Here is a 10,853-nt window from a genome sequence, read left to right as displayed (position 1 = left end):
ACCTCGTGTGTCGATCGCCGACACGCGACGGCTTGGCATCTCACAACGCACCACAGTGACTCTTTCCTTACACCTACATCGCCCGGGACAAACCATCATTATCGCCTCACACGGACCACACCTCCGCATCGGCGACGACCCGCCGGACGTCCGGCCGTCCCTCCGGCCGGGCGCCGTCGGTGAGCACCAGAACCTCGAGATCCTCGAGTTCCGCGACGTCGAGGGCCTGCGCGCAGGCCGCCGACACGAATGCATGGGTCACCCATTCGTCGGCGAGAAGGTCGGTGACGTTACCCTCCGGTACTGCCGTGACGACGGTCACCGCGCCCGCGGTGGACGCCACGAGCAGCTCGGTGACCGACCAGATGCTGCTCAGGGGCTCGGTACACACGGTCCGGGACTCGTAGGTGACGTCGTAGCGGGCGCGATCGCGCTCGGCGAGTGCCACCACGTATCCGTGGGTGAGCGAGATAGATCCGTCGGCCGCCGCGAGTGCGGGATCCTCGGAGCCCAGGCGGCGGATCCGCTCGGTGTAGGTGACCGGCCTGCCGGACTGCTCGTCGATGCGGATCCGGTCCGCGTCGCGATCCAGCACGACCCATTCGATGCTGTCGGGCAGGTCCTCGACGAGTGCGGACGTCGTTACGCCGACCTTGGCCGTCATGTCGGACGGCAACCGGTCGCCCTCCGCTGCCTCGATCGGCACCAGAGCGGCGCCGCTCTTGAGCACCGCCCACGCCGCAACCACCGCATCCGCCGAGCGGGGCAGCGCGATCGGCACGTGGTGACCGGGGCCGACGCCCTCGCCGATCAGCAGCCGCGCCAGTCGCGACGACTGCTCGTCGAGATCGCCGTAGGTGATCTCCTCACCGTCGTCCGAGATCGCCGGCGCCTCCGGGTCGGCCTCGACCACCGCTGCCAGGATCTGCGGCACGGTGCTGTCGCTGGGCACGACGGTCGCGCCCGGCCCGGCGTCGGCGGATCCTCCGGACGTCGCGGCGCCCTGCAACTGTGCTCGCTCCGCGTCGGACACGATGTCGATGTCACCGACCACCACCCGGGCGTCCGCAGCGACGGCCTCGAGGATCCGTACGAATCGCCGGCCGAGCGTCGCCACCGTCGACTCGTCGAACAGGTCCGTCGCGTAGGTCAGCAGAGCCTCGAGATCTCCGGACGGTGCCGGGATCAGGGTCAGCTGCAGGTCGAACTTGGCCGCCCGCTCCTGATCCGGTACCGCACCCACCGTCAGGCCGGGCAGCTCGAGTGCGGCCTGCTGCTGGTTCTGGAACGACAGCACCGTCTGGAACAGCGGGTGCCGCGCCGTCGAGCGAGACGGCGCGACGGCCTCGACGACGCGCTCGAACGGCAGGTCCGCGTTGCCGAAGGCGGCCAGATCAGTCTCCCGCGACCGCGCGAGGACATCCGTGAACGTCATCGACGACGTCAGTTCCGTCCGCAGCGCCAGCGTGTTGACGAACATGCCCACCAGATCGTCGAGTGCGGCGTCCCCGCGTCCGGCGATCGGGGTGCCGACCGTGACGTCCCAGGTTCCGCTGAGCCGCGCCAGCAGCACGGCCAGCGCACTGTGCGCCACCATGAACAGCGATGCGCCCTCGGCCCGCCCGAGTGCGTCGAGTGCGGTGTGCAGTGCAGCCGGGATCGTGAAACCGGTCTCGGCTCCCCTCATCGACGCCACCGCCGGACGTGGCCGGTCGGTGGGGAGATCGAGCAGATCCGGTGCGCCCGACAACGTCCGCACCCAGTACTCGAGCTGCTCCGCGGCCACCGTGCCGGGCTCGTCCGCCGAGCCCACCACCTCGCGCTGCCACAGCGCGAAGTCCGCGTACTGCACCGCGAGCGGGGACCACTGCGGCGCCGCGCCCTGGCTGCGAGCGGCATACGCGGCGACCAGATCACGCGCCATCGGCGCCATGGAGACGCCGTCCGCACCGATGTGGTGGACGACGAACGCGAACACGTGTGTTTGGTCGTCGATCCGGAACAGCCCGGCCCGCAGCGGAACTCCGCTGGTCACGTCGAAGCCGAGGCCGAGCAGGCCACCCACGCGAGTGAGCACGTCGTCCGCGGTGACGGGGACGGGCGTGAGATCGAACTCGACCCGATCGGCCGGCACGATCACCTGGTGCGGGCCGTCCGCGTCCTCCGGGTAGTACGTGCGCAGCGCCTCGTGCCGGACGAGGACGTCCTGCAGGGCCGCCCGCAGCGCCGCGACGTCCAAGTCTCCGGTGAGCTGCATCGCCAGCGGAATGTTGTACGTGGTGGACTCCGGTTCGAGCCGGTTCAGGAAACACATGCGCTGCTGGGCCAGCGAGAGCGGAATCCGCTCCGGTCGCGGACCGGCGACGAGCGCCTTGCGCGCCCCGGCACCCGCCAGGGCCTGAGCCCGGGCCGCGAGCGCGCTCACCGTCGACGCCTCGAACAGCACCCGTACCGGCACCTGGGCGTCGAGCGCCGCGCCGAGACGCGCGACGACCTGCGTCGCGACCAGCGAATTGCCGCCCAGCGCGAAGAAGTCGTCGTCCAGACCGACCCGCGCGGCCCCGAGGACGTCGGCGAACACGCCCGCGACGATCTCCTCGACCGGCGTCGTCGGCGCCCGGAACTCGCGCACCTCGAACACCGGCTCCGGCAGCGCCTTCCGATCCAGCTTGCCGGACGCGTTGAGCGGGAACTCGTCCAGCACCACGAACGTCGACGGCACCATGTACGACGCCAGACTCCTGGCCAGAGCAGCCTTCGTGGCCTCGGCATCGAAGGGCCCGTCGGCCACCACGTACGCGACCAGCTGATCACTCTGGACCAGCACCGCGGCCTGCGCGATCTCCGGCGCCGCCAGCAGGGCCGCCTCGATCTCGCCCAGCTCGATGCGCAGACCGCGCAGCTTCACCTGGAAGTCCGTGCGGCCCAGGTACTCCAGCTCGCCCTCAGGGAAATCCCCCGTCGCTTCGCTCGCCCCGACCGTCCACTTCACCAGATCGCCCGTGCGGTACATCCGTTCACCGCTGCCGGTGAACGGATTCGCCACGAATCGCTCCGCGGTCAGGTCGCCCCGACCCTGGTAGCCGCGGGCCACCTGAGCGCCGGCCAGATACAGCTCACCCGCGACACCGGCCGGAACCGGACGCAGACGCGAATCCAGGACGTAGGCACGGGTGTTCGATGCGGGCGCGCCGATCGGAATCACGACCACATCCGACGCACCCACCTCGTGCCGGGTCGCCTGCACCGTGACCTCGGTCGGGCCGTACACGTTGTGCACCGACGCATCCGTGACGGACCGCAGTCGCGACACCGTCCGGGACGAAAGTGCCTCGCCACCGCAGAAGACCCGGGAGAGGGACGCCGCGCCCGCCGGGTCGAGGTGATCGATCGTCGCGTCGAGCACCGACGGCACGAACTGTGCGACCGTGATCGACCCGTCCGCGATCTCGCGTGCCAGACCCGCGGGATCGCGGTGCGCGTCCCGCGACGCGACGACTGTCGTCGCCCCGGTCTGCAACGGCCAGAACAGCTCCCACACCGACGCGTCGAACGTGAACGGGGTCTTGAGCAGCACCCGATCGTCCGCGCCCAGGCCGTACTCGGTCTGCATCCACGCGAACAGATTCGTCACCGCCGCGTGCGGGACGGCGACACCCTTGGGCCGGCCCGTCGAGCCCGATGTGAACAGCACGTAGGCCACCGCGGCGCCACGCAGCGGAGCGGTGCGCTCGGCGTCGACGATCGGTGCATCGGAACGCCCGGACAGATCGACGGCGTCGACGGAGATCACCGGGATGTCCCCGGCCGCAACTCCGCCGTCCCGCGTCGTGGTGAGCACCAGCGCCGGGCGCGCGACCTCGAGCACGTAGTGGTTGCGTTCCGCCGGCTGATCGGGGTCGAGCGGAACGTAGCCGCCACCCGCCGCGACCACGGCGTGGAGGGCGACGAGCTGCTCCACCGACCGGCCCATCGCGACCGCCACCAGGGACTCCGGTTTGACACCGGCGTCGATCAGCTGGCGGGCCAGACGCCGCACCCGCGAGGCGAACTCGCGATAGGTCAGGGTCTCGACGCCGGACGCGACGGCCGTCGCATCCGGCGTCGCCGCAACCTGCGCGTCGAACAGATCGACCAGTGTGGAGTCGTCGACGGGACGGGCGGTCGCATTCCACCGCTCGAGCACCTGCACGCGCTCGGTCTCGTCGAGCAGCTCCACGTCGCCGACCACGACGGCCGGGTCCGAGGTGACCGCCGCCAGCACCCGCCGGAACCGCTCCCCGAACACGCGCATCGTGGACTCGTCGAACAGGTCCGTCGCGTACGTCAGGTCGACGGACAATCCGTCGGCCGACTCCGAGAGTGTCACCTGCAGATCGAACTTCGCGGCCACAGAGTCGACGTCCACGCCGGACACCGACAGGCCCGGCAGCTCGAGCGACGCCGGAGCGAGATTCTGCAGCGTCAGCATCACCTGGAACAGCGGATGCCGGGACTGCGAGCGCTCGACGTCGAGGATCTCGACGAGCCGCTCGAACGGCACGTCCGCATGCTCGAAGGCCGCGAGATCCGCAGCCCGCACGTCCGCGAGGAGTTGCGCGAACGTCAGGTCCGGCCGGACATCGGATCGCAGCACGAGGGTGCCGACGAACATGCCGACCAGGTCGTCGAGCGCCGCCTCACCGCGGCCGGCGACCGGGGTGCCGACCGCGATGTCGGAGGTGCCACTCAGCCGGGCCAGCAGCACCGACAGCGCCGCGTGCAGCACCATGAACGGCGTCGCGCCGTGCGCCCGCGCCGTGCCGTCGACGGCCGCGTGCAGATCAGCGTCGATCGTGAAGCTGTGCGAGGCACCGTGATTGGACGCCACCGCGGGGCGGGGGCGGTCGGACGGCAGGTCGAGCTGACCGGGCAGGCCGGCGAGGGTCCGCTTCCAGTGCGCGAGCTGCGTCGACATCGCCGATTCCGGATCGTCCTCCGAACCGAGGACGTCACGCTGCCACAGCGTGTAGTCGGCGTACTGCACCGCCAGCGGCGCCCACGACGGGAGGGTGCCGGCCGAGCGGGCCGAGTACGCGGTCATCACGTCGCGGGTCAGCGGGCCCATCGAGAAGCCGTCGGCCGCGATGTGGTGCACCACGAGCACCAGCACGTGCTCGGTGGGCGAGACCGCGAACAGACGAATCCGCACCGGGATGTCGGTCGTGAGGTCGAAGCCGGCCACGACCATCTGCTCGACGAGCACCGGCAGGTCGGCCTCCGCGACCGCCTCGGCGGCGACGGGGGCCGCGACGTCGGACGCCGGGCGGATCGACTGGAAGCCGACACCGTCCACGTCGGGGAACAGGGTGCGCAGCGATTCGTGCCGGTCCAGGACGTCACCGATTGCCGCGGAGAGGGATTCGACGTCGAGCTCACCCGACAGTCGGATCGCGAGCGGGATGTTGTTCACCGCCGATTCAGGTTCGAACCGGTTCAGGAACCACATGCGCTGCTGCGCGAGCGACAGCGGAATCCGGTCCGGACGCGGACCGGCGACCAGCGCCTTCGTCCGGCCGGCGGTGGACACCGACACCCGGGCGGCGAGGGCTTCGACGGTCGAGGCGTCGAACAGCACCCGCACGGGCACCGTGGTGTCCAGTGCCACGCCGAGTCGGGCGGCCACCTGCGTGGCCAGCAGCGAGTTGCCGCCGAGCGCGAAGAAGTCGTCGCCGCGGCCCACCCGGTCGACGCCGAGGACGTCGGCGAACACGGATGCGACGGCTTCCTCGACCGGGGTGGTCGGGGCCCGGAATTCGCGCGCCTCGAACTCGGGTTCGGGCAGGGCCTTGCGGTCCAGCTTGCCGCTGCCGGTGAGCGGCAGGCGGTCCAGGACCACGAACGCCGACGGCACCATGTACGCCGTGATGGCGCGGGCCGCGAACTCCTTCAGTGCGGCCACGTCGATCGACCGGTCTTCGGCGGCCACGATGTACGCGACGAGCTGGTCGCGCACCACCACGACCGCGGTCTGGGCGACCGAGTCGTGCGCGGCGAGAACGGATTCGATCTCGCCGAGTTCGATCCGGAAGCCGCGCAGCTTCACCTGGTCGTCGGCGCGGCCGACGTACTCGAGTACCCGGTCGGCGGTCGTGCGCACGACGTCGCCGGTGCGGTACAGGCGTGATCCGGGTGCGCCGAACGGGTTGGCCACGAACCGTTCCGCGGTGAGCGCGGGGCGGCCGAGGTAGCCGCGGGCCATACCGGCTCCGGCGAGGTACAGCTCACCGGGGACGCCCGCGGGGACGGGCCGCAGGCGGCCGTCGAGCACGAAGGCGTCGGCGCCACGGATGGCCCGGCCGATCGTGACGGGCTCGCCGGGGACGAGGGCGCCGGAGATGTTGGACGCGACGGTCGCCTCGGTGGGGCCGTACGCGTTGAACATCCGCCGGCCCGGCGCCCATCGCGCGACGAGTTCGGCCGAGCAGGCCTCACCGCCGACGACGACGGTCTGCAGCGCACCCAGGCCGGCCGGGTCGACCGAGGCCAGCGCCGCCGGCGTCACGAACGCGTGCGTGACGTGGTGTGTGCGCAGCAGGTCGGCCAACTCGTGGCCGCCGTAGATCGAGGTCGGCGCGATCACCATCGTCGCACCCGCACCGAACGCCATCAGCAGCTCGAGGACCGACGCGTCGAAGCTGGGCGACGCGAAATGCAGCGTCCGGGAATCGGACTCGATGCCGTAGCGCTCCACCTGCTCGGCCGCGAAAGCCGCCAGACCGGTGTGCGTGACGACCACGCCCTTCGGCACACCCGTCGAACCGGACGTGTAGATGACGTAGGCGGCGTCCGTCACGCGCAGCGGCGCGGTGCGGTCCGCGTCGGTCACGGCGTCGGCGGATCGCGCGGCGACCTCGTCCGCCGTCGCCGCGTCGTCGAGGACGATCCACGGCAGCGCGGCGGGCAGGGCGCCGACGTGCTCGGCGCGGGTGATACCCAGGAGCGCCCGCGAATCCGACACCATGTGCGCGACGCGGTCGGCCGGGTAGTTCGGGTCCACCGGGACGAAGGCGGCGCCGCTCTTGGCGACGGCCCACAGGGCGACGACGGACTCGATCGACCGGGTGAGCGCAACCGCGACCACCGACTCGGGTCCGGCGCCGCGCGCGATCAGCGTGCGCGCCAGACGGGACGACCGCTCGTCGAGTTCGCGATAGGTGACGGTCTCGTCGTCCGAGACGAGTGCCGTCCGGGCCGGATCCGAGGTCGCGGCGGCGGACAGGATCTGCGGCAGCAGCACCGGGGCCGGGCCGGCATTGCCGGCCGCCGCGGTCAGTGCGACCGTCTCCGCCGCGTCGAGGAGGTCGATGTCCCCGACCACGACGGAGGCATCGGCGGCGACGGCCTCGAGCACCCGGACGAACCGGTCCGCGAACGTGCGCATCGTCGACGCGTCGAACAGGTCGGTCGCGTACGTGAGGTCCACGTCCAGTCCACCTGTCGCCGAATCGCTCTCGGCGACCGTGACGGCCAGATCGAATTTCGCGACGGCGGCGTCGAAGTCGACACCGGACACCGTCAGGTCGCCGAGCGCGAGTTCGGTGCGGTCCATGTTCTGGAACGACAGGGCCACCTGGAACAGCGGGTGCCGGGCCTGCGAGCGGGCCGGGCTCAGCACCTCGACCAGTCGCTCGAACGGCACGTCGGCGTTGCCGAACGCCGCGAGGTCGGTGGCCCGGATACCGGTGAGCAGGTCCGCGAACGGGAGGTCGCCGCGGACGTCGGCCCTCAGCACGAGGGTGTTGACGAACATGCCGACGAGGTCGTCGAGGGCGGCCTCGCCGCGGCCCGCGACCGGGGTGCCGATCGCGATGTCGGCGGTGCCGCTCAGGCGTGCGAGCAGCACCGACAGGGCCGCGTGCACCACCATGAAGGTCGACGCGCCGTGCTCGCGAGCGATCGCGTCGATGCGTCCCGACGTCTCGGTGCCGATCGAGAAGCGATGCGATGCACCGCTGTTCGACACGACCGCGGGACGCGGACGATCGGCGGGCAGGTCGAGTCGGTCGGGCAGGTCCGCAAGCGCGTCCCGCCAGAACTCCACCTGTCGCGCGATGACCGACTCCGGATCGTCCTCGCTGCCGAGCACCGTGCGCTGCCACAGCGAGTAATCGGCGTACTGGACCGCGAGTGGCGTCCACGCCGGGGCGGCGCCGGCCGACCGCGCGGCGTACGCGGCGACGATGTCTCGCGTGAGCGGACCCATCGAGAAGCCGTCGGCGCTGATGTGGTGCACGACCACCACCAGCACGTGCTCGGTGGGCGTGACCGCGAGCAGTCGCATCCGGAACGGGACGGCCACGGTGACGTCGAAGCCCTGCGAGATCGTCTGCGCCACAGCGTCGGCGACGTCGGATTCGCGCACCGGTTCGGCAGCGAGGTCGACGGTCACCCGGTCCGCGGGCAGGATCACCTGGCTCGCAGCGCCGTCGGCCTCGGGGAAGACGGTGCGCAGCGACTCGTGCCGATCGATCACGTCGGACACCGCGACGCGGAGCGCGTCGACGTCCAGCGCGCCGGTCAACCGGATCGCGACCACGATGTTGTTGGCACTGGACGCGGTGTCGAAGCGGTTGAGGAACCACATCCGCTGCTGCGCCATCGACAGCGGAACGGTGTCGGGGCGGTCCTGCGCGACCAGCGGGGCCCGGGTGTCACCGCCCGCAGTCACGGCCGCGTCGACGAGGGCCGCGAGCCGCGCGACGGTGGGAGCGTCGAAGAAGTCGCGCACGTCGATGCGGATGCCGAGATCGGCGTTGATGCGCGCGACGACGCGGGTGGCGCTGAGCGAGTTGCCGCCGAGCGCGAAGTAGTCGTCGTCGACACCGATCCGCTCGGCGCCCAGCACCTCCGCGAACGTCGCCGCGAGGGTCTCCTCGGTGGGCGTTCTCGGCGCCCGGTACTCGCTCGCGAGCGACGAGAAGTCCGGCGCGGGAAGGGCCTTGCGGTCCAACTTGCCGCTGGCGTTGAGCGGGAACTCGGCCAGCGCGACGAACAGCGACGGCACCATGTACTCGGGCAGGCGCGCGCTCACCGCGGCGGCCAGTTCGTGCCGGTCCACGTCGGCGCCACCGTCGGTGACGACGTACGCGACGAGGTGGTCGCCCAGGTCGGCGTCGGCGTGCACCACGACGACGGACTGCGAGACGGCTCGGTGGTCCAGCAGCGCCGACTCGATCTCGCCGAGTTCGATGCGCAGACCGCGCAGCTTCACCTGGAAGTCGGTGCGGCCGATGTACTCGAGCTCGCCCGAGCGGGAGAGCTTGACCAGGTCACCGGTGCGGTACATGCGGTCGCCGGGGGCGCCGTACGGGTCCGCGACGAAACGGTCGGCCGTCAGATCCGGGCGCTGCAGGTAGCCGCGGGCCAACTGCACGCCCGCGAGGTACAGCTCACCCTCGGTGCCCGCCGGAACTCGGCGCAGTCCCTCGTCGAGCACGTACAGGTCGGTGTCGGCGACCGCGGCACCGATCGGCACCGTCGCGTGGTCGTCCGCCGTCACCTCGTGGAAGGTGACGTCGACGGCGGCCTCCGTGGGGCCGTACAGGTTGTGCAGTGCCGCTCCGGAGATCTCCCGGAAGCGGGCCGCGGTCTGCGGCGGCAGCGCCTCACCGGATGCGAACACGTTCCGCAGCGTCGTGACGGTCTCGGCACTCGGTTCGGAAACGAACACCGACAGCATCGACGGCACGAAATGCGCGACGGTGACGCCGCTCTCGACCATGATCCGTGCGAGGTACGCCGGGTCCCGGTGCCCGTCGGGCGCGGCGATCACCAGGCGCGCTCCGGCCTGCAAGGGCCAGAAGAACTCCCACACCGACACGTCGAACGTGAACGGCGTCTTCTGCAGCACCACGTCGGCGTCGGTCATGGGGTACATGTGCTGGCGCCAGCGCAGATTGGCGACGATCGCGCCATGCCCGACCGCGACGCCCTTGGGGCGCCCGGTGGAACCGGACGTGAAGATGACGTACGCGAGGTTCTCCGCCGACAGCGGCGCCGACCGGTCCGCGTCGGTGACCGGCGCGTCCGAGCATGCCTGCAGATCCAGCGAGTCGATCGCCACGATCGGGGTGTCGGTGTCGAGGGTCAGCCCGTCGCGGGTCGTAGTGAGCACCACGACGGGACGCGCGATGTCGAGGACGTAGCCGAGGCGGTCGGCGGGGTGATCGGGGTCGAGGGGCACGTAGGCGCCGCCCGCCTTGACGATCGCGTACATGCCGACCAGCAGATCGAGCGAGCGGCGGATCCCCAGACCCACCAGACTGTCCGGTCCCACACCGAGCGAGATCAGTTGGCGCGCCAGGCGATTGGCCCGCGCGTCCAGCTCCTCGTAGGTGAGCGTCGTGCCGTCGAACTCGAGCGCGACCGCGTCGGGAGTGCGGGCCACCTGCTCGTCGAACAGCGACGCCAGCGTGGCGGCCGGCTCCGCGGCGGGCGCGGCGGTCGCCTGGTCGCCGAGCACCTCGGCCGCGTCGGCGAACAGGGTACTCAGGAGTCCGGGCAGTCCCCCGGTCTCGGGTGCCTCGAGCAGCCCCGGAGCCACGGTGGACAGCACGACCGGGACGAGCGCGTCGATGCCGAGCACGCCGCCCATCGCGGCATCGAGGTTCTCGATCTCCTGCTTCAGTCGGGCGTACGTGACGGTGGTGTCACCGGCGGTCACGGCGATCCGATCGGCATCGACCTCGACCACACCGGCGAGGAGCCTGGGCAGGTCCTCGATCGTCAACGCGTCGACTCCGGGCTGCTGGGCCGCCATGTACTTGTCCTTCCCGACATGTGAAATCTTGGATCGCTCGATGCGGGGGAGC

At 71.1% G+C, this 10,853-nt stretch carries 1 protein-coding gene; it reads right to left on the bottom strand.

What is annotated here, in order from left to right; genetic code table 11:
- Window positions 1-106: 106 nt before the first annotated feature.
- The gene (locus LCL87_RS10715; RefSeq protein WP_225019424.1) at window positions 107-10,801 is read right to left on the bottom strand and encodes a non-ribosomal peptide synthetase; all 10,695 of its coding nucleotides are present in this window, start codon (window positions 10,799-10,801) and stop codon (window positions 107-109) included.
- Window positions 10,802-10,853 lie beyond the last annotated feature (52 nt).

The organism is Prescottella equi, assembly GCF_020171745.1.
In the GTDB taxonomy this organism is placed as follows: Bacteria; Actinomycetota; Actinomycetes; order Mycobacteriales; family Mycobacteriaceae; genus Prescottella; species Prescottella equi_A.
This window is presented reverse-complemented; position numbering and strand designations above follow the sequence as displayed.

Bases quoted from the DNA above. Each gene is read 5' to 3' on its own strand.
- LCL87_RS10715 (WP_225019424.1), bottom strand. From the start codon at position 10,801: ATGGCGGCCCAGCAGCCCGGAGTCGACGCGTTGACGATCGAGGACCTG.